The 22,887-nt window shown below is 66.4% G+C and carries 20 protein-coding genes; 16 read left to right on the forward strand and 4 right to left on the reverse strand.

Annotation, left to right across the window (positions count from 1 at the left end):
- Positions 1 to 71: 71 nt before the first annotated feature.
- Together AKH00_RS06515 and AKH00_RS06520 are read left to right on the forward strand one after the other, a co-directional pair.
- Complete coding sequence (locus AKH00_RS06515; protein ID WP_050721813.1) at positions 72 to 1,235, forward strand: sensor histidine kinase; 1,164 nt, start codon at positions 72 to 74, stop codon at positions 1,233 to 1,235.
- Positions 1,232 to 1,903, forward strand: a complete 672-nt coding sequence (locus AKH00_RS06520; protein ID WP_050722092.1) for a response regulator transcription factor — start codon at positions 1,232 to 1,234, stop codon at positions 1,901 to 1,903. Before AKH00_RS06515 ends, AKH00_RS06520 begins: the two co-directional genes overlap by 4 nt.
- 62 nt (positions 1,904 to 1,965) lie before the next feature.
- Here AKH00_RS06520 and AKH00_RS06525 read toward each other — a convergent pair whose 3' ends face one another.
- Together AKH00_RS06525 and AKH00_RS06530 are read right to left on the reverse strand one after the other, a co-directional pair.
- Entirely contained in the window at positions 1,966 to 3,543 is a 1,578-nt protein-coding gene (locus AKH00_RS06525) for an alpha/beta hydrolase (RefSeq protein ID WP_082297438.1), read from the reverse strand.
- A 119-nt stretch (positions 3,544 to 3,662) separates the two neighbouring features.
- A complete protein-coding gene (locus AKH00_RS06530) occupies positions 3,663 to 5,072 on the reverse strand; it encodes an LLM class flavin-dependent oxidoreductase (RefSeq protein WP_050721815.1) in 1,410 nt (469 codons plus the stop codon).
- A 199-nt stretch (positions 5,073 to 5,271) separates the two neighbouring features.
- Between AKH00_RS06530 and AKH00_RS06535 the strand changes: the two genes are divergently transcribed.
- The 7 genes from AKH00_RS06535 to AKH00_RS06565 all read left to right on the forward strand — a co-directional run bounded on the left by AKH00_RS06535 (position 5,272) and on the right by AKH00_RS06565 (position 12,119).
- A complete protein-coding gene (locus AKH00_RS06535; RefSeq protein ID WP_050721816.1) occupies positions 5,272 to 6,918 on the forward strand; it encodes an ABC transporter substrate-binding protein in 1,647 nt (548 codons plus the stop codon).
- Positions 6,896 to 7,915, forward strand: coding sequence for an ABC transporter permease (locus tag AKH00_RS06540; RefSeq protein ID WP_050721817.1), 1,020 nt, complete (start codon positions 6,896 to 6,898; stop codon positions 7,913 to 7,915). Before AKH00_RS06535 ends, AKH00_RS06540 begins: the two co-directional genes overlap by 23 nt.
- On the forward strand, positions 7,912 to 8,781 hold the full coding sequence (locus AKH00_RS06545; RefSeq protein ID WP_050721818.1) for an ABC transporter permease: 870 nt from the start codon (positions 7,912 to 7,914) through the stop codon (positions 8,779 to 8,781). Before AKH00_RS06540 ends, AKH00_RS06545 begins: the two co-directional genes overlap by 4 nt.
- Position 8,782: 1 nt before the next feature.
- The gene (locus tag AKH00_RS06550) at positions 8,783 to 10,516 is read left to right on the forward strand and encodes a dipeptide ABC transporter ATP-binding protein (protein ID WP_050721819.1); all 1,734 of its coding nucleotides are present in this window, start codon (positions 8,783 to 8,785) and stop codon (positions 10,514 to 10,516) included.
- 150 nt (positions 10,517 to 10,666) lie between these two features.
- Entirely contained in the window at positions 10,667 to 11,452 is a 786-nt protein-coding gene (locus AKH00_RS06555) for an alpha/beta hydrolase (protein WP_050721820.1), read from the forward strand.
- A 40-nt stretch (positions 11,453 to 11,492) separates the two neighbouring features.
- The gene (locus tag AKH00_RS06560) at positions 11,493 to 11,708 is read left to right on the forward strand and encodes a hypothetical protein (RefSeq protein ID WP_050721821.1); all 216 of its coding nucleotides are present in this window, start codon (positions 11,493 to 11,495) and stop codon (positions 11,706 to 11,708) included.
- Between the two features lie 6 nt (positions 11,709 to 11,714).
- Positions 11,715 to 12,119 carry a hypothetical protein gene (locus AKH00_RS06565; protein ID WP_050721822.1) on the forward strand — a complete coding sequence of 135 codons (405 nt, stop codon included), beginning with the start codon at positions 11,715 to 11,717 and terminating at the stop codon, positions 12,117 to 12,119.
- Between the two features lie 61 nt (positions 12,120 to 12,180).
- On the opposite strand, the gene AKH00_RS17980 is transcribed toward AKH00_RS06565, so the two are convergent.
- Positions 12,181 to 12,561: an ACT domain-containing protein gene (locus AKH00_RS17980; protein WP_161804381.1), complete on the reverse strand. Its 381-nt coding sequence runs from the start codon at positions 12,559 to 12,561 to the stop codon at positions 12,181 to 12,183.
- 455 nt (positions 12,562 to 13,016) lie between these two features.
- Here AKH00_RS17980 and AKH00_RS17795 point away from each other — a divergent pair, with 455 nt between their 5' ends.
- From AKH00_RS17795 to AKH00_RS06605, 6 genes are all read left to right on the forward strand, one after another.
- Positions 13,017 to 13,484 carry a hypothetical protein gene (locus AKH00_RS17795; RefSeq protein WP_152926107.1) on the forward strand — a complete coding sequence of 156 codons (468 nt, stop codon included), beginning with the start codon at positions 13,017 to 13,019 and terminating at the stop codon, positions 13,482 to 13,484.
- Positions 13,485 to 14,375: 891 nt separating this feature from the next.
- Complete coding sequence (locus AKH00_RS06585) at positions 14,376 to 15,047, forward strand: DUF2690 domain-containing protein (RefSeq protein WP_050721826.1); 672 nt, start codon at positions 14,376 to 14,378, stop codon at positions 15,045 to 15,047.
- Positions 15,048 to 15,203: 156 nt separating this feature from the next.
- The gene (locus AKH00_RS06590) at positions 15,204 to 15,401 is read left to right on the forward strand and encodes a hypothetical protein (RefSeq protein ID WP_050721827.1); all 198 of its coding nucleotides are present in this window, start codon (positions 15,204 to 15,206) and stop codon (positions 15,399 to 15,401) included.
- On the forward strand, positions 15,382 to 17,757 hold the full coding sequence (locus AKH00_RS06595; RefSeq protein WP_050721828.1) for a hypothetical protein: 2,376 nt from the start codon (positions 15,382 to 15,384) through the stop codon (positions 17,755 to 17,757). The genes AKH00_RS06590 and AKH00_RS06595 overlap by 20 nt, the downstream gene beginning before the upstream one ends.
- 17 nt (positions 17,758 to 17,774) lie before the next feature.
- The gene (locus tag AKH00_RS06600; RefSeq protein WP_152926108.1) at positions 17,775 to 18,686 is read left to right on the forward strand and encodes a hypothetical protein; all 912 of its coding nucleotides are present in this window, start codon (positions 17,775 to 17,777) and stop codon (positions 18,684 to 18,686) included.
- A complete protein-coding gene (locus AKH00_RS06605) occupies positions 18,683 to 20,248 on the forward strand; it encodes an SIR2 family protein (RefSeq protein ID WP_082297440.1) in 1,566 nt (521 codons plus the stop codon). Before AKH00_RS06600 ends, AKH00_RS06605 begins: the two co-directional genes overlap by 4 nt.
- A 52-nt stretch (positions 20,249 to 20,300) precedes the next feature.
- Here AKH00_RS06605 and AKH00_RS06610 read toward each other — a convergent pair whose 3' ends face one another.
- Positions 20,301 to 21,623 (reverse strand): DNA methyltransferase, encoded by a 1,323-nt coding sequence (locus AKH00_RS06610; RefSeq protein ID WP_082297441.1) that lies wholly within the window; start codon positions 21,621 to 21,623, stop codon positions 20,301 to 20,303.
- 810 nt (positions 21,624 to 22,433) lie between these two features.
- Between AKH00_RS06610 and AKH00_RS06615 the strand changes: the two genes are divergently transcribed.
- Entirely contained in the window at positions 22,434 to 22,862 is a 429-nt protein-coding gene (locus tag AKH00_RS06615) for a MarR family winged helix-turn-helix transcriptional regulator (protein WP_050721832.1), read from the forward strand.
- Positions 22,863 to 22,887 lie beyond the last annotated feature (25 nt).

Raw genomic sequence — 22,887 nt, forward strand, 5'->3', positions numbered from 1 at the left:
ATACTTTGGTCGGAGAGCCGGCGACGTCGGCACGAGGTGCGGGCCGGAGTACGACTCGTAGGATCGGGCTCATGGACGTGCCCGCCACCCCGCACGCTCGCGCCCCGCGGAACCATGTCGTCGACGTCGTGCTGATCGTCATCTCCGCCGCGCTCGGGTACATAGCCGCGACGACCCTGCAGCGTCCGTTCGGGTGGCCGGCGTGGGCGGGACCCGTCGAGCTCGTGCTCGGCCTGTGCGCATGCCTCGCCCTGTGGTGGCGGCTGACCCATCCCGTCGTCGTGGCGACCGTGCTCCTCGTCGCGGGGACGTTCCTGTCGTCGGTGTCGGTGGCGCCGCTCTTCGCCCTCTACGCGGTCGCGCTGCTCTGCTCGCTCCGCGTGACCGTCCTGTTCTGCGCGCTTAACCTGATCTCCGTGGCCGGTCCGCTGCTTCTCCGGCCGGAGTTTCACGCCTCTCCGCTGCTACTCCTGAGCGCTCATGTGGTGGGAGTGATCGCCGCGACCGCGTTCGGTCTCGTCGTCCGGAGCCGGCGCGCTCTCGTGCAGTCTCTGCGCGAACGGGCGATCGCCGCAGAGACCGAGGCGGCGCTCCGGGCGTCGCAGGCGGAGCACGAGGCTCGGGAGGAGCTCGCCAGAGAGATGCACGACGTCCTCGGGCATCGCCTGTCGCTCCTCAGCATCCAGGCCGGTGCCCTCGGGTACAACGCCGCGATGTCGTCGGAGGAGACCGCGCGGGTCGTCGAGGAGATTCGACGTAATTCGCGCGCCGCACTGCAGGATCTTCGAGAGGTGCTCCACGTGCTCCGCTCACCGGAGGCGGCTGCGCCCCTTCCCGGCATCGCCGATGTCCCGGCTCTCGTCCGCGAGGCCGGTCCGGTCGGCGCCTCGATCACTCTCGCAGACGACGACGGGCTGACCTCGGCTGACAGCGTGGTGCCCGCCGTCCTCGGCCGCACGCTGTACCGATTCGTGCAGGAGGGACTGACCAACGTCCGCACACACGCAGCGGGGGCGGATGCCGCGGTGACGATCTCCGGTCGGGAAGGGATCGGCATCCACGCGGAGGTCCGGAATGCGGGCACAGGCGCACAGGTGCCGGGTTCGACGACAGGGGCGGGATCCGGCCTGGGCGGTCTCGCCGAACGAGCGGCCCTGGTGGGCGGTGAGGTCGCCCACGGCCCCACCGACGACGGAGGCTGGCGACTGACGATGAGACTACCGTGGCCCTCATGACCGCAGCCCCCGCCATCCGCGTGCTCATCGTCGACGACGACCCCGTCGTGCGGTTCGGTCTGGCGATGATGTTACGCGCGGCCTCCGACCTCGAGGTGGCGGGTGAGGCGGGCAGCGGGCTCGAAGCACTCGACCGCGTCGCCCAGCTCCGCCCCGACGTCGTGCTGATGGACGTGCGGATGCCGGGGATGGACGGCCTGACCGCCACCGAGCACCTGTTGTCGCGACCGGACCCGCCCGGGATCATCGTGCTGACGACCTTCGACGCCGACGACACAGTGCTGCGCGCGCTGCGCGCCGGAGCCGCCGGCTTCCTCTTGAAGGACACCCCGCCGGACGAGCTCGTCGGCGCCGTGCGCGCCGTGGCGTCGGGCAGTCACACGCTCTCGGCCGACGTGACCCGCCGGCTCATCGACCTCGCCGACACCGCGCACGGCAGGCCGCGGCGCGCCGCGGCACGGGAGCGACTCGGCGTGCTCGCCCCGCGCGAACTGGAGGTGGCGAAGGAGGTGGGGGCCGGTCGATCGAACGCGCAGATCGCTTCACGCCACCACATCAGCCTCCCCACCGTGAAGACCCACGTCTCGTCGATCCTGACGAAGCTCGGTGTCGCCAGCAGGGTGCAGATCGCCCTACTGGTCCAGGATGCCGAGCTCGACGCCGAGTAGGTCGCGCGCACACGAAGGGCACCCGTGTGAAACGGGTGCCCTTCGTGCTTTCGGTCGCGGATCTACAGCGCCGGCAGTGCGCAGGTCGTCCCCTCGGCGGGGACTTCGAGGTCGATGAGGTACTTCTCCACGACGTCGTTGACGCAGTCGCTGCGCCCGAGAAGATAGGCCGCGTGCTGATTGCCCTCGACCGTGAGCAGGCTGCCGCCCAGGGCCTCCGCCATCGCGACGCCGCCGGAGTGCGGCGTGGCCGGATCGCCCGTGACCGACACGGTGAGCGTCATCGGGATCTCGCCGTCCGGGATCTCCAACCACGGCTCGGAGCGAGTCGCGGGCTCCGGCCACGAGGCGCACTCGTGGTGGTACTCGATGCCGGCATCGGCGATGTCGAGCAACGGCGCGACCTCCGCGATCCGCTCGGCGAGCGCGGTCTGCTCCTCCGGCGTGCGGGCCGGCGCATCCATGCACCGGATTGCGACGTTCGCGTCGGGATCAGTGCCGTACACGCCGTCGGCACCGCGCTCGAAGTAGCGGTCGCGCAGCAGAGTCAGCGTTTCTCCGCTTCCTGTCTCGACCTCCGCCAGCCCCGCGATCACCAGAGGCCAGTCGGCCTCGGCGTAGAGTCCGGAGGTGACCGCGGCCAGGGCGTCGTACATCCCGAGCTCACGGCCATCCCCGGTCGGCACCGGGTCGTCGGCGAGGGGGCGGATGATCTCGTGCAGCCGGTCGGTCGCCTCGTCAGGGTCGGTGCCGAGCGGGCAGTCGGCTGACTGCGCGCACTGCGCGGCGAGCTTGTCGAAGGTCTCCTGGAACCCGGCGAACTGCGACAGTCGGAAGTCGGAGGATGTGAGTGTCGGATCGACCGCCCCGTCGAGCACGATCGCCCGCACGTTCTCGGGGAAGGTCGTCGCGTACATGGCGGCGATCTCCGACCCGTAGCTGTACCCGAGGAACGAGAGCTTCTCGTCGCCGAACGCCGCGCGCAGGATGTCCATGTCCTGCACGACGTTCGTCGAGCCGACGCTGGTGAGAGCGGCCTCGCCGCCAGATCCGTCGATGCACCGCTGCGCGGCCGCGTCGGCATCCTGCTTCGAGGTCAGCGTGTAGACGGCCCCGCCCACGAATCCTTCGCCCCGGTCGTACTCCTCGTCGGAGAAGCAGTCGATCTTGGGCGTCGACGACCCCACACCCCGCGGGTCGAACCCGACGATGTCGAAGTTCTCGAGCAGGGGGTTGGTCTGCCAGGCCGGCTCCAACCGGGCGATGAAGGTGTTGCCCGAGACCGCCGGCCCTCCGGGGTTCACCAGCAGCGAGCCCGTCCGCTCGCCCTTCGCCGGGACGCGCAGCACGGCGATCTGCGCCGTGGCACCATCGATGTCGCTGTAGTCCAGAGGGACTTCCACGGTCGCGCACTCGACGTTCGGGTTCGCGTAGAGCGCCGCGTTCTCCTCCGTCGTCGCTAACGGATCACAGGCACCCCACTCGAGGTCCTGGTCGTGGAACTCGCTGAGATCGGCAGCAGGCGGATCGTCAGGCGGAGCGGTCGTCGGGGAGCACGCGGTCACGGCGAGGAGGGCGGCCACGAGAGTGAGGCCGCCGAGCATCGTGCCCCGCGATCGGGACTTCTTTGGGAATGACATACCGCCACGCTAGGAAGCGCTCGCGGCCGGCGAATCGGAGCAAAGTCGGGGAGTGCTCGTCGGAAGTATGACTCGGTGCCGTCACCCGACGGATCCATCGACGACCCCGGACCGCGTCGTCATACGGACGCGCGCCCCTCGAGGATCGCCTCCTCGTCGAGTCCCTGCCCGCCGCGGAAGCGGGCGGCCGGGTGCGTGTCGACCACGCGCGGACCGACGCCGTGCACGCGCTCGCGCAGCGTCTCCCCCGGTGTGTAGGCCTCGCGTAGACGGCCGCGGCGGCGCAGCTCGGGCACCGCGTACTCGATGAAGTCGCGAGCCGTGTCCGGCGAGTGGTACTGCACGAGGTTGATGCCGTCGATGTCGTGCTCGTCCAGCCAGGACTCGATCTCGTCGGCGACCTCGGTCGGAGACCCGACGGCCATGAACGGCTTGCGGTGGAACCCGGAGAAGGTCGCGAGGAACTCGGCGATCGTCTGCTCCTGCGGCAGGAACGTCGCCGCGAGGTCGTCGCCGCGCCCCTCCCGGCGCAGGGCATCACCGACCGTGATGTCCCCGGGGTGCGCGGTGGGGTCGAACGGCAGGCTCGCGTGCGCGAGGACGCCGTCGATGCTCGCGTAGCGGTCGTACTCGGCGAGCTTGGCCTCGGCCTCCTCCCGCGTCGCGCCGACGATGACCGTCGCGCCGACCACGAACTTGATGTCGTCGCGCGCCCGGCCCTGGCGCTCGAGCTCATCGCGGATCTTCCCGATCGTTCCGCTCACCTGCTCGAAGGAGCGTCCGCCCGTGAAGATCAGCTCGGCGTGCCGACCGGCGAACTCGATGCCCCGCGCCGACTGCGTCGCCTGGATGAGGAACGGCGTACGCTGCCGCGACGGCGACGACAGGTGCGGGCCCGCCACCGAGTACCGCGGCCCGCGATGGTCGATGTAGCGGATCTTCGAGGGGTCGGCGTACACGCCGCCCTCGCGGTCCTCGACGATCGCGTCGTCGTCCCACGATCCCTCCCACAGCTTGTAGAGGACGTCGAGGTACTCGTCGGCGATCTCGTAGCGGGTGTCGTGGTCGACCTCGCCCTCGAGGCCGAAGTTCCGCGCGGCGTTCGGAAGGTACGAGGTGACGATGTTCCACCCCACACGGCCCTTGGTGAGATGGTCGAGGGTCGACATCCGCCGTGCGAACGAGAACGGCGGCTCGTAGGTGGTGGAGAACGTGATGCCGAAGCCGAGGTGCTGCGTCACGGCGGCCATGGCCGGCACCACGAGCATCGGGTCGTTGCTGGGGATCTGCAGCCCCTCACGGATCGCCGTATCGGGGCCGCCGCGGAACACGTCATAGGTGCCGATCACGTCGGCGAGGAACACGGCATCGAAGCCGCCCGCCTCCAACTGCTGCGCGAGCTCGGTCCAGTACTCGATATCGGTGAACGCGGTGCGGCGGTTGCCGGGGAGTCGCCAGAGTCCGTGCGTGATGTGGCTCACGCAGTTCATCTCGAAGAGGTTGAGGATGAGGCGCTTCGGATCGGTCATGGTCGGGCTCCTTCCGCGGCGCAGGCGCGCCCTCGTCGATACTCGCGCGGGCTCGCCGAGCGACGGCATCCGATGTCGCCGGATGAGTCCGGATGACGTCGTGTGACGTCGCACGGCTCCCCGTGACACGCGGGGTGTGGCCGACCGCTGGCCTCGGAAAGATCGCATCATCCGTCCCGACGAAAGGCACCCGAGCCCCATGAACGCCCCCAGGACCCGCCGCGTGCTGACGGCGACCGCCGTCGCTGCCCTCGCCGCCCTCGCGCTGTCCGCCTGCAGCGGCGGCGCCGTCGCCCAGCCCGCCGCGGATGCCGAGCGCGTCGACGGCGGCACGATCGTGTACGCCCACCAGCAGGAGCCGCAGTGCCTCTTCGGCGGGTGGATCGAGCAGGCCTACATCTCGTACCAGTTCCTCGACAGCCTGTTCTCCCTGACGGAGGACGGCGAAGTCGTGCCGTGGCTCGCCGATGACTGGGCCGTGAGCGACGACGGCCTCACGTACACCCTCACCCTTAAGGACGGCGTCGAGTTCACCGACGGAACGCCGGTGGATGCCGCGGCCGTGGCCTACAACTTCGACTACTGGGTCGCGGGCGGCAACAGCACGGCGGCGGTCTGGCTCGGCGGCTACTACGAGTCCGCCGAGGCCGTCGATGATCTGACCGTCGCGGTGCACCTCTCGCGCCCCTACGCGCGCTTCGTCGAGAACCTCACGCAGGGGTACTTCGGCATCCAGTCGCAGCACGCGCTGGAGACCCGCAGCGAGGAGGAGAACTGCGAGCAGCCGATCGGCTCCGGCGCGTTCGTCGTCGAGAAGTGGAACCGCGGCGAGAACGTGATCCTCACGCGCAACGACGACTACACGTCGTGGCCGGAGAACGCGAAGCACACCGGCCCCGCGTACGTCGAGGAGGTCGATTGGCGCTTCGTCGCCGACGGTGTCACCCGCGTCTCGGCGCTCCGCTCCGGCGAGGCGGACGCGATCTACGACATCCCCGCGATCGAGTGGGACGGGCTCGAGGGCGAGCAGTACGAGCTCCACAAGTACGTGACGCCCGGTCGTCCGCAGCAGGTCTCGTTCAACACGACCCGCGAACCGTTCTCCGACGAGAACCTGCGGAAGGCCTTCGTCTACAGCCTCGACCGCGAGAGCATCGTCGACACGATCGGCCACGGCGTGATCCCGTTCGAGGGCAACGGCGGCGTGAGCAGGGCGACGCCGGGCTACAGCGAGAAGGCCGCCGACTGGTACGCCTACGACGCCGACGAGGCCAACCGCCTGCTCGACGAGGCCGGATGGACCGAGCGCGACGACGACGGCTACCGCGTCAAGGACGGCAAGACGCTCGACGTCGTGTTCCCGTACAACGCGGGCACGATCATCAACGCCGACGGCGCGTCGATCTTCCAGGCGGTGCAGGAGCAGGCCAAGGCCACCGGGTTCAAGGTGGAGCTCATCCCCGTGCCGCCGTCCGAGACCTGGGCGGGGAAGTACGCCGGACGCGACGCGTACGACATCTCGGCGGGGTACTGGACGTCCGTGAACGCCGGCATCCTCTACATCAACTGGCGCCCCAGCACCGAGGACAACCCGAACTTCTCGAACAGCGCCTTCTACGACGACCCGGAGCTCGAGGCCATCATCCTCGCCGCGAACTCGGAGTCGGATCTCGAGAAGCAGAACGCACTGTACGGGCAGGCCCAGGAGTACATCGCCGACCACGCACTCGCGTTCGGCCTGTACGACCGGCTCAGCACGCTGGGAGTGAACCCGCGCCTGCGCGACGTCTGGCAGGAGCACGCACAGGGAGGACCGACGTTCTATGACGCGTATTTCGTCGAGTGAGACGCAGCCGGCCGACCGGATCGACTCCGGCCGGCCGGCGGCCCCTCGCCGCACGCTCCGCCGCCTCCGCCGCGTGGGGTCGAGCATCGTGGGAGCCCTCGTGGTGCTGTGGGGCGCGGCCACGGCCGCCTTCCTCGCCCAGACCGCTCTGCCCGGTGACCGGGCGACCGCGATCCTCAACATCCGCACAGGGCAGGCGCAGGAGCGCACACCCGCGGAACTCGCCCCGATCGTCGACGCCTACGGGCTCGACCATCCGCTCCTCGTGCAGTACCTGCAGTACATCGGCGGGCTGCTGCGGGGCGACCTCGGCACCTCGTACCAGCAGTTCCGACCGGTGTGGGATCTGATCGGCGAGCAGCTCGGATCGACGCTCGTCCTCACCCTCACCGGCATCGCGCTGGCGTGGGTGCTGATGGTCGTCTGGGTCACGCTCACGGCCGGCCGCGGTCCCCGGGTCCGTGCGATCGGCTCGGCCGTCGACACGGTGACGGCCGCGCTTCCGCCGTACTGGCTCGGCATCCTGCTGCTGCTGTTCTTCGCCCTCACGCTGCGCTGGTTCCCCGTCATGGGAGGCAGCGGCGTGAACGGGATCGTCCTGCCCGCGCTCACACTCGCGATCCCGCTCGCGGGCTTCATGGGCCAGTCGGTGCGAGCCGAGTACGAGAGGGCGCTCGATCAGCCGTTCGTGCTCAGTGCGCGGATGCGGGGCATGGGCGATCTGGGCATCCGTCTGCGTCACGTGCTGCGCCACGCGTCGATCCCGGCGGTCACCCTCACCGGGTGGGCGCTCGGGGCGACCGTGTCGGGAGCCGTGATCGTCGAGCAGATCTACTCGCGACCCGGCATCGGCAAGACGCTCGTCGCCGCGGTCGGCGCGCAGGACCTGCCCGTCGTGACGGGCATCGTGGTGCTCGTCGCGGTGCTCTACGTCGTCGCCAACCTCCTGGTCGACGTCGTCTACACGCTCATCGATCCGAGGTTGAGGACGTCATGACCATCTCCCCCGTCACCCCGACTCTCCCCTCCGGTCCGGCGCCGGCGCGCGCGCGTCGTCGTCTGCGGGTGAGCTGGTCGCTGCTCGTCTCGGTCGTGCTGGCTGTGCTCTTCGCGATCGCCGCGTTCGCGCCGGGTGTGCTCGCGACTCACAGCCCCACGGCACAGAGCTTCGCCGACGCCCTGCGGGCGCCGTCCTTCGCCCACTGGTTCGGCACCGACGAAGCGGGTCGCGATCTCTACAGCCGGGTCGTGCACGGCACCCGAGAATCGCTCCTGATCGGCATCGGCGCGGCCGGGATCGCCCTCGTCGCGGCGCTCGTGCTCGGCGCGCTCGCCGCTCTCGGAGACCGCGTCACAGCGGCGATCGTCAACCGCGCGATCGAGGTCGCCTTCGCGTTCCCGAACCTGCTCCTGGCGCTGCTGCTCGTCTCGATCCTCGGGCCCTCGCCCTGGACGCAGGTCGTCGCCGTCGGCGTGAGCAGCGCACCGGGATACGCCCGGATGGTGCGCGGACAGATCCTGTCGGCCAAGAACGCCGGCTATGTCGAGGCCGCGCGGGCGCTCGGTCACGGGTGGTGGCGCATCCTCGGTCGTCATGTGCTGCCGAATGCGATCCGCCCGCTCGTCGCGGTGTTCACGATGGCGATCGGGCAGTCGATCGTCTGGGCCTCCGGGCTCTCGTTCCTCGGCCTCGGCGTCGCGCCGCCCTCCTCCGAGTGGGGAGCGCTGCTGGATGCCGGTCGCACCAACATCCTGCAGGCGCCGTGGCTGACCTTCATCCCCGGCCTCGTCATCCTCGTGCTCGCGCTGACCGCGACCACGATCGGCAAGAGCATCCAGAGCAGTCTCGAGAAGGGCCGTTGACATGAGCGTCGCAGAACTCTCCCTCCCGTCCGCGCAGGCGGCCGCATCCGGCGAGCGCCGCCTGACGGTGCGCGACCTGAACGTCGGCTTCGCGCGCGACGGCGAGACCCTCACTGTCGTGCGCGACGTGTCGTTCACGCTCGCGGCCGGGCGCTGCGTCGCGATCGTGGGCGAATCCGGCTCGGGCAAGAGCGTCACGGCGCGCACGCTGGCTGGCCTGACCGGTCACGGCGCGGTCGTGGACGCCGCGGAGATCTCGCTCGGTGGTGTGGATCTCGGTGACAGCGTCGACCTCACGGCGCAGACCGACCGCTCCTGGCGCCGGATCCGCGGACGGCGCATCGGCTTCATCCAGCAGGATGCGCTCGTGTCGCTCGACCCGCTGCGACCGGTCGGGAAGGAGATCGAGGAGGCGCTGCGCCTGCACGGGTGGCTCGACCGCACCGCGCGACGACGCAAGGCGGTCGAGCTGCTCGCGAGCGTCGACGTGCCCCAGCCCGAGCTGCGCGCGCGGCAGCGTCCGGGCGAGCTGTCTGGCGGCCTGCGCCAGCGCGCTCTCATCGCCTCCGCGATCGCCCTCGACCCCGAGGTGATCATCGCCGATGAGCCCACGACCGCGCTCGACGTCACGGTGCAGGCGCAGGTGCTGTCGCTGCTGGAGGACGCGAAGGTTCGCGGCTCGTCGATCATCCTCATCAGCCACGACCTGTCGGTGGTGGCGCAGCTCGCCGACGACATCCTCGTGATGCGCGGCGGTGAGGTCGTCGAGCAGGGACCGGCGGCGCAGGTGCTCCGCGCGCCTCAGCATCCGTACACGCAGAGCCTGGTCGACGCGGTGCCGAGCGGTCACACCCGCGGCGAGCGCCTCGCTCCGCAGGAGCGCACCGTGCCGAACCTGCACGTGGCACGGACCTCGGCGGGCGAGCGCGGCGAAGCGGTGCTCGCCGCCCGCGACCTCGTGAAGCGCTTCGTCGCACCGGACGGGCGTCACAGCACGGCGGTCGATCATGTGTCGTTCACGCTGCACCGGGGTGAGACAGTGGGGATCGTCGGCGAATCGGGGTCGGGCAAGAGCACGACCGCCCGCATCGCCCTTGCGCTCGAGACCGCCGACGAGGGCGAGGTGCGGCTGCTGGACCGGCCCTGGTCGGGCGCCTCCGAGGCGAAGCGACGTCCGCTGCGTCGCCGCATCGGCGTCGTCTACCAAGACCCGCTGAGCTCGTTCGACCCGCGATGGAACACCGAGCGTATCCTGCTCGACGCGATCCCCGCGGATGCCGGTCTGACCCGGCGCGAGCGGGAGCAGCGGGTCATCGATCTCCTCGCGCAGGTCGCGCTGCCGGCATCCGTGCGCGAGCGCTTCCCGCTGCGCCTCTCGGGAGGTCAGCGGCAGCGCATCGCGATCGCGCGTGCCCTCGCGACCTCGCCCGAGATCCTCGTGCTCGACGAGGCCGTGTCGGCGCTCGACGTGTCGGTGCAGGCGCAGGTGCTCGACCTCCTCGTCGACCTGCAGGACGAGTACGGCCTCAGCTACCTCTTCATCTCGCACGACCTCGGCGTGATCCACCACCTCAGCGACCGCGTGCTCGTCATGAAGGACGGGGTCGTCGTCGAGGAGGGCGATGCGGAGCAGATCTTCCGCGCGCCCGAGCACCCGTACACGCAGGAGCTGCTGCGGTCGCTGCCGACGCTCGACAGCAGCGCGGGAGAGGATGCCGGTGAAACCCGGGAGTGAGATCTGCTAGCCTCCCTCACGACCGTGCAGTGAGACCGAGGAGGTGAGACCCGTGAGCGAATCGACAGGGGTGCTCCTCGCAGGAGTCTCGGTCGGACGATAGGTCGTCCGGGAGCGCCGCGCATCCGCAGCGTCCCGAAAGGCACGACCATGATCTTCACCTCTGGCCCACGTCGCGACGACGGCCTCGTCGAGCGCGACTTCTCGCTCGGCGACATCGACGGAGTCCTCTGGACACCGGCATCCGCCGCCGCACCCTCTCCCGCTCCGCTGATCCTGATGGGGCAACCGGGCGGCTTCCCGATGGAGCGGATGCTGCCGCGCCTCCGCTCGAGAGCGCGCAGCGCCGGCCTGCTCGGACTGGCGTCCGTCGCCATCGAGCCGCCCGGCACCGGGAGCCGTCCGCCGCTCCCCGGGGCGTCCGAAGCGCGCGCCGACCTGCGCCGGGTGCTGGCTGCGGGTGGCACACCCGGGGAGGACATCATCGACCGGCTGATCCTGCCGCTCGTCGAACAGGCGGTGCCCGAATGGCAGCGCACCATGGATGCGGTACTCGGCCTTCCCGAGATCGGCCGGCGGGTCGCGATCTCCGGCGGGGTCATCGCGGTCGGCGCGCGGCTCGCGGCCATCGATCCGCGCATCGTCGCTGCCGGACTCTTCGCCGGGAGCTATGTGCCCCGGGCGACGTTCGACGACGCTCGGCGCGTCACGGTGCCCGTGCACATGCTGCTGCAGTGGGACGACGAGGGCAACGACCGTGGAATGGCGCTCGACCTCTTCGACGCGTTCGGCTCGACCGAGAAGACCCTGCTCGCGAACACGGGCGGTCACACCGGGGTGCCCGAGTGGGCGGGAGAAGACGCCGGACGATTCTTCGCACGGCACCTGCGTGTGCAGGGTTCTGCGACGTCTCCCTCTCGCACCACGTCGGCGTGATCCGCCGTGGGGAAGCCGTCTCGGACGATACGCTTCGGCCATGGCATCCCCGCATCTCGCCCCGGCGTCGGCGGACGAGGCGTTTCCGGTCCCCTCGCCGGACGCTCGCCGAGCGTGGAGCTGGCTCCCGCTCCAGGTATTCGTCACAGGCCTCATCACGTTCGTCGTGGCCGCAGAGTGGATCTCGATCTCCGACCAGTACTCGGAGGGGATGCAGGTGGTCGACCTCGGGCTCTGCCGACCGGATGGCGGATGACAGGAGATGAACGAGCTCTTCGCCTGGACGATGCTGGCCGCCGCGATCGCGCTCGGCGTCGCCGTCACCGTCGGGCTCCGATCTCGACCGAAGCCTGTCGAGAGGTACTGGGGCAGCCTCGCGACGTGGGGGTTTCAGCTGCTGGTCTCGATGGGGGCCGTGTTCTGGGTGGGCTTCCTCGGCATCTCGACGCCCCACTGCTCACCCGATTGCGAGTGGGACCTGCTCGGACTGAACTTCCAGGGGTTCATGATCTCCGTCGCCGGCATCCAACTGGTCAGTCTCGTGCTGACCGTCGTCTTCCGGCGCCGGGATCGGGTCTGGATCGCGCCCGTCGCGGGGATCGTGCTCACCCTCGTCGGCTGCGTGATCTCATCGATCATCGCCTACAAGGCGATGCTGTTCCTCTGACGAGTCACGACCCGAGGACGTCAGCGGGCACGCCGCACAGGGGAGGGCAGGGGTCGAGTGCTCAGAGCTCGACGATGTGACCCGCAGTGCGTAGCGCCCTCTCCGCGCGCTCGACGGACTCCGTGGGAACCAGGACGAGGTCGGCCGACAGGGTCGACGTCACGAAGATCGGGATGCCCGCCGCCGACAGCGGAGCGATCAGGGCGACAGCCATGCCCATGGTCTCGAGATCGTGTGCGGTACCGCCGGTGTACAGGGCGACCCAGTCCCCGTCGGAATCGGCGTCGACGACCGTGCTGTCGCCGTCGACCACCACGCTGACGATCGAACGCCCCTCGCCTGCATCGCCACTCGATGAGGCCCTCACGCTATAGGTGCCGTCGAGCCGTCGGACACGCTGAGGGACGATGGGTACGGAGACCTCCTGCGGCGTCGTAGTCACGGGGACACGGTACCGCTCGGGCGACGACCCGGGCGCCCTCGGCATGAGACAGGTCACGGGCATCGGCACTTTCTGTCCGATTTCATGAAAGATGGCGGAGCGTGGGACAGGTTGTGACCAGAAACCCGCGGAGCATCGGTTGGAACGCCTGAACCGTTTGTCCCGCGAACATTGGCGGAATCTGTGCAAGCACACACGGTGGTGAACTCCGCCATACGGGCCTGCCCTCTCGACGGATCTCGATGACCCTGCGAATCTCGGCAGCGGGCGAACTCCGGGATCGAGTCGAGCGGTGAGACGGCCCATGCGCGAAGAGCCTCCGCCACGAACCGGTGACCATTGTTAGGCTCACCATGAAGCTCCGCGGCAGTTCGATCCTCACCTCGGCGAATGGGGAACCTCATCGTCGAGCCCCCACGGCCACAGTTCAGGCCCGGTTGTACTACTCTGCTGGCGTGGACGATGGTGAGCGCGCGTTCTGGGAAGCTGTAGTCCAGATCATTCCAGTCTTGTTGCTGGCATTAGTCGTGGAGGCGCGTGCGCTGAAGCCCTCGCAGCGCCGATTGAAGAAGCTGCGAAAAAAGCTTCAGTCTCTCGGGCAGCCGCAACTGCGGAGTGTTCTGAGATACGGGATGCGATTCAACCGCATGATGTGGGAGTCCGGTGGCATGTCCCTCTACATGATGCTGCTCGTGGCTATTCTCCTTACGGTCGCTGAACTCGTGGGGCTGATTGCTCTCTACGTGGACTCGCCCCCAAGCATGTTCTGGATGGGAGTCTCCATCGGTGGTCTCGCGATGGGCGTGCTCATGGTCGCGCTCGCGCCTGTCGCTGCTACCTTCGGTCGACTGCTGTGGGCAGCAGCCGAACCTCCGCGCAGCGGTCCCACCAGGGGAAAGTCGGCATCCGCCCACCAAGATTGAGCAGCCGCGGACGCCGGGGACCCGCCCTGGCTTCAACGGACGAAGGATCCGCATGATCCTCCTGGCTACGAAGCCCCTCCCATTAGGGGGCTTCAGTCACACCCAGGTCCAGTTGCCCGCCCGCCTGGATGCTTTCCCGAGTGCGCAGACCGAAGGATTAGGGCTTCACGATCACTTTGATCGCACCCGAGGTTCGCTTGTCATCCGCAACGGCAAATCCCTTGTCTATCTCGTGTAGCGCGAAGCGGTGAGTGATGAGCGGCTCAGCCTTGACGCAACCGTCGGCGACCCAGTCCAGAGGGGCTATCCACGAACACGCCTGGTCGTCGCATCGAGGATTGGCGGCCTCCCCGGACCCATCGACGGACCTACGATTCATCGAGACCTCAGCGAGGTGAGCGAACAGACTCGAAAGTCTCTCGGGCTTGGTCTCACAGGCAAGCTCTGCCTCGACGAGTCTCAGGTCGAAACCATCAACGCCGGACTCGCTCCACATCCTGACGACGTCAGATGGGCGCGACGCTCTCTTTCAGAATTCGCCCGCCGAGGTGGGACGATCCTTGACGGTAGCGACCCACCGCGGCTTGCCCGTGCAGAGAAGCTAGTCCACCTCGCCGACGTCTGTGACATGTCATGACATCGCGAGAGCTGAGGATGCTTCTTCATTCGACGGCCAGTTCCCCTGGCGGTAACGCTCAACGGGGACATCACCACCCACGAACCGGAGGCCGAACCTGACGCCCACACTGAACTCCCGGCGGATACGTCGCACCAAACGCCCCGAGAGTAGATGGTGTGTCGATGCGGTCACGCCATAATCTGACCAAGGCGGTTTCTCGCGGCTGAGGCGAACAGCCAAGCCCCGACTCGACCCGGACGAGGAGAATCTCGATGGCCGATCCGAAGCGAAAGTGGAACGCGCTTCTCACGCTAGCCGGAACCGTGGTCGCGGCATATGTCGCATTCGGCGCCTTCATGATCGGACTCGGAGGCGGATGGTGGGCGGTCGCCCTCGTCCCTCTGTTGGCGATCCTGCTCTGGTTGAACCAGGTGTATCGACCCACGGGAAAGAAACTCCCGCGGAGGTCCTTCCGAGTGGTGCTGATCGGACTTTCGGTACTTCTCGCGCTGTCCTTCCTGGTGCCCTTCCTTGTCGTTCCCCGCTGGATCCCGGCGATCACGCTCGACGGCACGGATCCTCAACGCACGAGCTGTGCGGATATCGGCGACACCGTCGTCTCCGCACAATGGCCCATGGTCGACGCGGATACTGAAGCTCAGCTGGCGACGGCAGTGTTGAAATACTCCACTGCCTGCGACACCACCTGGATCAAACTAGAGAATGTGGCCCTCGGAACCCGCACGCTCACGCAAGTTTCTCGCCCGGCAGGCGACTGGCTTCTACCTTCGACGCCAAGTCCAGAGGACGACACACCCAGCGAAGGCATCGCCTACAGCAAGCAGATCCGCTCGAGCGGATGCACCTTCGTCTCGGTGACCCTCATGAACGGCGGTGGCGACGTGCTCGCCGAACTCGAAGAATCCAACGGATGCAACGGATGAGTATCCCGTCGCTGGATGAGCCAGCTCAAGACGCGCCTCAGGCGGCGGGCGCCGTCATCGCGCTCTGCACCTTCTCGACAGCGGCGGCGTCTCCAACATGCGTCACCCGACACCGAAAGCCAATGTTGCAACCACAGCGGACCATAGGATCAGGGCATGTCTTCCAGCGTTGACCATTCCTATGAGCAAACCACCCACCTGCTCGACGCACTCGTCAAAGATCCGACTGAAGCGATGTCGGAAGAGCTCGTGCGCGCGCAGACTGTCGTCCGGGACCTCGGGAATGAAACGCAAGCTTTCGAACCGGGCGCCTACCTCGGATTGGTGGTGAAGCGTGCGCTGGACAATCGCTAGTAAGGAACACGCGAAGAACGGCCTCCAAGCGATCGAGGAGATTCCTGATCACAAGCTATGCCTCATTGAGGGGCAGAACGGCGTCGGCAAGTCTGTCGCCATCCAGCTGCTGGAACTGATCGCCGGTCACGTGCCTTCCGCTCTCACCGCTGCCCCGACGTGGCGCTCCTTCCGCGGCAATCTCGGCAACACGGCCGTGGAAATCGAGAACATGGCGGGTGGATCCAGTGCGCGCGTCGTCTTCACGCCAGATAACTGGCCGATCGATCCGCCGGAAGTCACCAGCGACCAATTCGGCGTCGTGACTCTCGACGGCAACCCCGCCACGATGTCGGAGTTGGCCGCTCTGATCGAAGTCACAACTGTTCGTGGAGACGAGAGTCTGCAGGACACCGTGCGCAGTCACATCCAACGGATCGAATCAGATCTTGTGCAGACGACCGGCATCGTCCGGACGCGCGCAAACGAACTCGACGAGTTCGTTGCACGATTCTCGTCCGACTGGAAACGCTCCGACCCGGCGGCCGTCGCGGAGCGCGCGACGGAAATCAAAGGTCTCGAAGAAGAACTCGCGCGAGTCAAGAATCTGCTGACGGATGCCGAGCAGACTGCCGCCGACCTGGAGCGAGCGATGGAAATCGGGCGCAAAATGTCTTCCGCAGATGCTGACATCAAAGCGCTCCTGGATCGTCGGGCGAGCGTTAAAGAGGAAGTCGACAAGTTCAATGCGGTGATCCAGAATCTCGAGGATGACGCGAAAGCCGCAGAGGAGGTTTTGGCCGCCCAAGGTGGCAGCGCCGCCGAACTCTCCGCGGCGGAGAAGAAGCTCCGCGGGCGCGAAACCCGGCTGGGAAATCAACAGCGCGACCAGGCGAGGTGGGCGGCGTCACTCGCCTTGCCGCCCGACAAGCCGGTGGTGGCCGCCGAACTCAAATCCGCCACGACGGAGCAACGACGACTGGCGGAAGAGATCGACAAGATTGACCGGAGCCGCCGAACTCAGGACGTTTTGCGCAGAATCGTGCCCGTTCTCGACGGCACCGCTGCCAGCGACTCCGACGAGATCTTCATGGTCATTGACGAGAATCGCTTTTCCGGACGTCAGGTGCGCACTGGTTTCGCCGCACGAAGCGACGAGATCGCGGCCAGCCCGCGTCCGGAGAAGGCACTAGAGACCCTCACGCAGATGGACAAGATCAAGCGTCGCATCGGCGGTCTCAACGCCCTCCGCAGCAGCATGAAGTTGGCGGAACGTGCCGCTGAGCTCGTCGATGAAGCCAAGGACGAGCTCAAGGTCGCCCAAGCAAAATCTGAGGAAGCCACAGCAGCGGCCGCCACGGTGCGAGAAATCTCTGAGCAAATCGCGGCGACACAATCACTCCTCACCGCAGCACATCAGGAGGCAGTCGAGCTCCAAGAGCAGATTGGCCTCAACGGCGTCAGCTCCGCTAAGGAAGCACGCTCAACCCTGTCGACGCTTCTCGCGAAACTCGGACTCGAAGAAGACCAACTCGGCGCCGCCCAAGCTACCGCCGCCGCACAGCTCCGCCATGCGGCTCAGCGTGTCGAAGACGTGCGGAAGTCGATGAGCTCCGCCCAGCAAGCATCCGAAAGTGCGGGCGCCCATATCAAGACGCTTCTCTCGGAAGTGCGAACTGCGCCCGATTACGCGTGGCTTCGCGACGCCCTCACACCGCAACAGCAAGACGACCTCGCAGCCGAGGACCTGTCGACCTTCGCCATCGTCCGAGACGTCGTCCTCTCCGTCACCGACCACGTTTTCAATGCAGCCGATGAGCTGGACTCCCTCACTCGCCTCACCCACCTGCTCGCTTCACCGAAACCGACCAAGAGCGAGGCGGCGCAACTAGAAGCACCCATGCGTGATCCGCTGTCGTTCGCTCTCGGGGAGAGCTTGAGAGCAGACCTCAACACGGAAAGCATCAGACAGCGCGTGTTCGGTGGTCTCACCGTCGAACAGCTCGACCTCCAGTCCCAGGTGATCGTGCTCGCCGGCGACGGACGAACCGAGCAACGCGCGATGAGCGCGTTCTCGACAGGTGAACGCGCATTCGCATTCACGCAGGCTCGGATCAAAGACCTTCCGCCATCCCCAAAACCGAATCGACTGCTCGTCCTCGACGAGTTCGGGGCGTTCATCAGCGCGGACAGGATGCCGGACCTGCGGGACTTTCTTGAGACGCTCGACGACCTCGCCGACCAGATCGTCATCATCCTCCCGCTACAGGTGGACTACCGCGCAGAGATGAACGACACCAAGGGCGACCTCCACAAGAGGTATGCCGAGAAGGTTCGTCAACTCGATGCCCGCCAGTACTCGGCGGTCCCCCTGTGAGCGACGCTAGGCCACTGTTGTTCGGATTCCCGCTGCACGAACTGGCAGAGGATGACTCGCGGATCGTTCGCTACCTCACGCGCGCCTGGACAACGGAACACGGAGCGCCGCCATTCGATCTCGAAGATGACCTCGACAAACTCCGTCCACTCTTTCAATCTCACGTCACGGGCACGCGCGTCCGCGAACATGTGAAGGCGCTGACTCCTGTGCCCATGTCCCGCCCGTTCATTCCTGAGGTCTTCTTCCTCGCGGTCGACGCCGACCGTGGACTAGTCACACCCGAAGGACGGGCGCTCATCGAAGCAGCCCAGGACCCGACTACTGGGCAGGCCGCTGGCCTGGTCAACACGATCGCGCAGTTCTACGGCGAAAGTCTCCGCGCGTGGATGGCGAAATCCGTTGAAACCGGACTCGTGCCTCTCCCATCAGCCGGGTTCGCAATGTTCCTGCTTATCAACGGCTCGATCGGGCAACAGCGAGCAATGGTATTCCCGCGCGAGAAGCATGAGGAGGCCGATCTGGCGACAGTCATCATGGACGTCGCCAGTATCTTCAGCACCACGGTGCACGGCCCCGCCATCAAACCCAAGGAGCGAGCGCAACTGCGCACGAGCTGGGTCGTCAGCCAGGCGGTCCGCCACCTCGGCACCAGCCTGAGCAGAGGCAGCGACCGAAAAACAGGACTTGCGTCCATCTGGATTGAAGAAGACCACACGACCACTCTCCTCAACGACATCTCCGTCGCGATTCGTGCGCGCAGTCGCGCCACCCCCAGCGACATCGAGGCAGCGTTCGACGCGGCCGTTGCCGAATACGAGCGTGGGCGCGTCATCCTCGGCGCCTGGGGAATCTCCCACGAACGGCGACGTCAAACGCAACAGATTCGCGAAGACTTCCTCGAGGCGTTCTACCGGGTGCGACCATGATCACCGACACGTCACTTCCTGCTTTCCTGTCGGCACTCGTGCAAGAGATCGCCGAGCCCACGGATACCCGGGTACCTGCAATCGTGCATGCTGTCCACGACAATTTTGACGAGGATGAGAACAGCATCGAAGCGTTGATCACCCGATACAACGGCACCTACATTCGATGCACACCCGAGAATGAACATCCGCTACCGGCTGCGGGAACGCCTAACGCTTCTCTCTTGACTCCGCTCAAGCTGCTTTGCGATCGTCGCAGCGTGCCTATCGAAGTCCTCCAGCATGAGGATTCATTCACCTTGACGTCCTCTCGGTTCACGAGCTCAACTGGAGCATCGGTGACGATCCTGAGCGTGCTGACGGCGCTTCTGTCTGATCAGCTCAATCAGCCGTTCGTCGTCTTGTCGTACGAACTCTCCTCCCTAGACGAATCAACAGCACAGCTGCTTTGGGACGCGTGCGACCTGTTGCGCACGATCTCACCGCCCGACCTTGTCACCTTCGTTCCGATCGCTTCCGGCTCGCTCAAGGTGGCAACCCACTGCGGACCGACAGATGGCGCCCGACTTATCGTTCGCGATGGGCAGTTCTACCTTCGCGATCACCGCACCGTCAGCGATGACACGCTTGCTGAGATTCTTCGAGACACTGATCAGCCCATTGTGCTCTTTCTCGGCGCAGGGGCCTCGGCGAGTAGCGGCATGCCCGACGGAAACCGAGTCCGGGACTTCGCACTCGGAGTGATCACTGAAGAAACCGCTGATGCAGAGCGAGCCATCGAGAGGTTCCGGGAGCACCTCACCAGACATTCGCGGTGGCTTCCGGGCGAGAAGGACATCCCTCTCGCCACCTGGGCCCGCGATCTCACCCTGGAACGGGTAATGCGGGAGGAATTCCACCGACTGAAGGGCAGCAGTTACGCAGAGTCGAAAACTGTCGTCAAGCTCCGCCGCGACGCCGATGCTGCGCTCGATCACTACCCCGCGGGTCGGGAAGCGATCTGGGACCTCGCCGGTCTTCTCCCGCGCCTGGTGATCGCGACCATCAACTTCGATCAGCTCATCGAAGAGGGCATGAGCGCGGACCACGTTCTTCTAGCGAGCCCGGATGACTTCGCAAAGCATCGCGAGTCCGTCGTCGATCGCCTCAAGGGCAGTGAGCCTCGTGTCCCCATCCTGAAGGTGCATGGCAGCATCGAGCAGCCGGAGACCATCGTGGCAGATATCGAAACCACGGAGGCTGGACTACCACGACCGATCTCCGACACTTTGAGTTCCCTCATCGCGTCGAGTGACTATCTCACGTGGGTTTGGGTGGGGTGTTCCATGCGCGACGCCGACATCGCACTGTGGCTCCACGGCTTGGACGGAGCGAAAGAGATCAAGGAATTCTGGGTTGACCCCTTACCTCCCGCAAGCGTCGGTCGCTACGCCGATAAACGTCGACGCCGGGACTGGGCCCAGCATGGCCTCTCCCTCCGGGATCATCAGATCACGGAGACCAGCGACGTCTTCCTTCCCGCTCTGGCGCGTCGCGCAGCAGCACTGAAGGCGGCTCGATGACCGAGCCCGGCCCTCACCACCTCAAGGACCGGGTCGCGTGAGCACCGGAGCGTCAGTCTTTCCGAAAGCAGATCACTCGCTCCGCGAGCGTCACACCGACCGGTGAGTTCGCACGGCGCCACCGTTGCCCTCGCTCTCGAATCACCGTGTCCGAGATCATCCGGAAGCCATGTGCCTCCGCGATCCGTCCGATGATTCCTGGCGTATCGATGAACACCCCATACGGTGCGCTATCGCCGATCTGCCACACCGCCACAGCTCCATGATCGAACGAAAGATACAGGTTCTCCAGAATCTGGCTCATCGCGAGGAAGTAGGCAGGTACGACCTGGTCGTAGGCTTTCGCTCCTGCCGGGCGTTGACGGCGCTCAGCTTTGAGAGCGGCCGCGAGCTCGGTGACCGTCTCGTGGATTTCGGGCAGGCCCTCCAACGTCTTGAGAGCCGCCTCCTTCTCCAGCACGGACGATTGCTGAGTGCTCGCGGTGATCATGTCGCCCCGGATCGTCGTCGTCAGCTCTTTCCAGCTGCGCACCTCACCCCAAAAATAAGCCTCGAGGCGGGTGGCATCCGCGTAATCGAAATTGTTCAGATACGGCGGCGACGCGATGCTCGCCTGCGCGGTGCCCGGCTTGGGCCAGGAGGATGCTTCACGGGAATCCCCCAACCGCACGATCGCCGACGGGCGATCCTCAGCGAGTTCGGCGACGTCCTCCGCCATCCACTCCACACGCTCAAGAAACCTCTTCCCGACATCCGCGAAGCGTGCCTGTCGGGGTTTCCCGGGCAGCTGGTATGGCCAACCGACCTTGACCGTAGCCACGTCTCTGAGTGTGCCAAGCAGCGCCCACTTCATGTAGATCGACATCTCGTCCGGTTCCCGATCGACGATCGTGTGGCGCAGGGCTACCAGTTGGGTCAGCACCACGGGATCGAAACTTCGGCTTACGAGTTCTGTCTCTTTGGAGAGATCGTTCGCAGTCACGGATGCCTCGCGAGCCTTCGCGGTCCCCGCGATCTCGGCCGCCACCTGTCTCAGCGTGTCAGGTTCGACATCGACCTGGAGCTTCAATGATGCGAGTTCGGCGATCATGGGATGCGCCTCGATTCCGTAGAACCCCAAGCCCACCGCGCGGGCCGCCGTCCCTGTGACGCCGGAGCCTGCGAAGCAGTCGATAACCGTTCCCTCCTCCACACCAAGAACCTTGAGCAAGTACTCGACGTGGTCTGACGCGAAGCCTGCAGGGTAACGGAACCACCGATCGAACGGATGCCGTGAGCTCGTTCCGTGCTTGCGCCCCGTCTTCGCTGGCAAGCGAACGTCGATTGGTTCAAGGGCGGCGGGTGCGGGGGTGGTGACGGCAAGGACATCGGGCATAGACCTATTGCACCACGGCGCTGCTCAAAGCGACATGGTCAAACACCCTTTTTCGCAGATCTGTGTTCACGGATCCGAGCGCCGATCAGGCCTACGACCAGCTTCCTACACTGGGTGACGGCCCGGCCTAGCGATCTGGCCGGCGGTGTTGCCGCTCTCGCCGTGGTGCGCATATTCGCAGCCCCAGCCAGACCATGCTGGCCGGGCGAAGTCGGAGGTTCACGAGCACTTTTCGGCGAAGGCAACCTCAGCCACATCGGCGGCATCAGCCTCTAGAGCAGCACCGCCCAGGCGGTACTCGACACGACAACACCATGCTTCCGACAAGTCCATCTCGGAAGTCGGCACCACTGCATGCTCAGGTCCATAGGAATCCAATCGATGACGACGGATACTTCCTACTCGGCAGACAGCCTGGACTCCTGAGGAGCGGTTCTGACCTATGTCCTGGGCCTTGACATGAACCCCTACCAGGGGTCTACCCAAACGCAGAGTACGACCGCGCCGGAATCCGCCCGCCCGACACGCCGTCACCTCCGCCAAAACGGCGGGACATCGCCAGAAATCTGGGACATCCTGCCAGATTTACGGGACCCCGCCAGATCTCATGGGACACGACATGTCCGATGCCGCGAAACATTCCGTGACCAAACCGTTGCATTCGTTACCTCGCCGTTATAGAGTGATCGCACGGTGAATGTTTGCTGTGGCATCCACCTCATGTGATTGCAGGACAACTCTTGGTGCAAGGGACAAGGGCCGGTCGGGAGCCTCTCCGACCGGCCCTTACTGTTGCCGTACTCTTTTCCCATGACAGATCGCAAGCTCGCCCTCGAGGCCTGGGAGAGCCTCTTCCGCGCGCAGCACGAGCTGTTCACCGAGATGAACGCCGACTTCGACCACTCCGACCTCGGGCAGGCCGAGTACGACGTGCTCCTCACCGTCACCCGCTCCCCGGGCATGTCGGCGCGTCTGCGCGACGTCACCTCGAACATGCTCATCAGCCAGCCGAGCGTCTCGCGCCTCGTCGACCGCATGGTCACGCGCGGCCTCGTATCGAAGTGCCCCGATCCCGACGACGGTCGCGGTGCGCTGATCACGGCGACGGATGCCGGGGCGCGGGCGTTCCGCAGCGTCGCCACCGTGCACGGCCGGTCGATCGCCTCGCGCATGTCGCGCCTCGACGACGAAGAACTCCGCACACTCCGCGACCTCGCGCAGAAGCTCCGCGACCGCTGACGCGCCGCACCGCGCGCGGCTCTTC

Source organism: Microbacterium sp. GCS4, from assembly GCF_001262495.1.
Classification (GTDB): Bacteria; Actinomycetota; Actinomycetes; order Actinomycetales; family Microbacteriaceae; genus Microbacterium.

Coding starts and splice junctions, on each gene's coding strand:
- AKH00_RS06515 (WP_050721813.1), top strand. CDS start 72: ATGGACGTGCCCGCCACCCCGCACGCTCGCGCCCCGCGGAACCATGTC.
- AKH00_RS06520 (WP_050722092.1), top strand. CDS start 1,232: ATGACCGCAGCCCCCGCCATCCGCGTGCTCATCGTCGACGACGACCCC.
- AKH00_RS06525 (WP_082297438.1), bottom strand. CDS start 3,543: ATGTCATTCCCAAAGAAGTCCCGATCGCGGGGCACGATGCTCGGCGGC.
- AKH00_RS06530 (WP_050721815.1), bottom strand. CDS start 5,072: ATGACCGATCCGAAGCGCCTCATCCTCAACCTCTTCGAGATGAACTGC.
- AKH00_RS06535 (WP_050721816.1), top strand. CDS start 5,272: ATGAACGCCCCCAGGACCCGCCGCGTGCTGACGGCGACCGCCGTCGCT.
- AKH00_RS06540 (WP_050721817.1), top strand. CDS start 6,896: ATGACGCGTATTTCGTCGAGTGAGACGCAGCCGGCCGACCGGATCGAC.
- AKH00_RS06545 (WP_050721818.1), top strand. CDS start 7,912: ATGACCATCTCCCCCGTCACCCCGACTCTCCCCTCCGGTCCGGCGCCG.
- AKH00_RS06550 (WP_050721819.1), top strand. CDS start 8,783: ATGAGCGTCGCAGAACTCTCCCTCCCGTCCGCGCAGGCGGCCGCATCC.
- AKH00_RS06555 (WP_050721820.1), top strand. CDS start 10,667: ATGATCTTCACCTCTGGCCCACGTCGCGACGACGGCCTCGTCGAGCGC.
- AKH00_RS06560 (WP_050721821.1), top strand. CDS start 11,493: ATGGCATCCCCGCATCTCGCCCCGGCGTCGGCGGACGAGGCGTTTCCG.
- AKH00_RS06565 (WP_050721822.1), top strand. CDS start 11,715: ATGAACGAGCTCTTCGCCTGGACGATGCTGGCCGCCGCGATCGCGCTC.
- AKH00_RS06585 (WP_050721826.1), top strand. CDS start 14,376: ATGGCCGATCCGAAGCGAAAGTGGAACGCGCTTCTCACGCTAGCCGGA.
- AKH00_RS06590 (WP_050721827.1), top strand. CDS start 15,204: ATGTCTTCCAGCGTTGACCATTCCTATGAGCAAACCACCCACCTGCTC.
- AKH00_RS06605 (WP_082297440.1), top strand. CDS start 18,683: ATGATCACCGACACGTCACTTCCTGCTTTCCTGTCGGCACTCGTGCAA.
- AKH00_RS06610 (WP_082297441.1), bottom strand. CDS start 21,623: ATGCCCGATGTCCTTGCCGTCACCACCCCCGCACCCGCCGCCCTTGAA.
- AKH00_RS06615 (WP_050721832.1), top strand. CDS start 22,434: ATGACAGATCGCAAGCTCGCCCTCGAGGCCTGGGAGAGCCTCTTCCGC.